Here is a 244-nt window from a genome sequence, read left to right as displayed (position 1 = left end):
GGGAGGAGCGTCTCGGCGTGCTGCGTGCCCATCCCGATCTTGCCGGGCGTCTGGCGATAGCGGGCGAACTCACGGAGGACAGCCGCAAGGAGCAGGCCGGCGCCGGTCTCGATCGGCTGAGCCCGGCCGAACATGCCCGCTTCACCGAACTTAATGCAGCCTATGTCGAAAAATTCGGCTTTCCCTTCATCATCGCCGTCAGAGGGCTCGACAAGGACGATATCCTTTCGGCCTTCGAAAGGCG

1 protein-coding gene is annotated in these 244 nt (G+C 63.1%); it reads left to right on the top strand.

Features of this window, described 5'->3' with window-relative positions; translation table 11 throughout:
• A partial coding sequence (gene uraD / locus EOD29_RS34315) for a 2-oxo-4-hydroxy-4-carboxy-5-ureidoimidazoline decarboxylase (RefSeq protein WP_127248897.1) occupies positions 1–244 on the top strand: 244 nt, incomplete at both ends.

The sequence above is a fragment of the Mesorhizobium sp. M1A.T.Ca.IN.004.03.1.1 genome, assembly GCF_003997555.1.
Lineage (GTDB): Bacteria > Pseudomonadota > Alphaproteobacteria > Rhizobiales > Rhizobiaceae > Mesorhizobium.
This window is presented reverse-complemented; position numbering and strand designations above follow the sequence as displayed.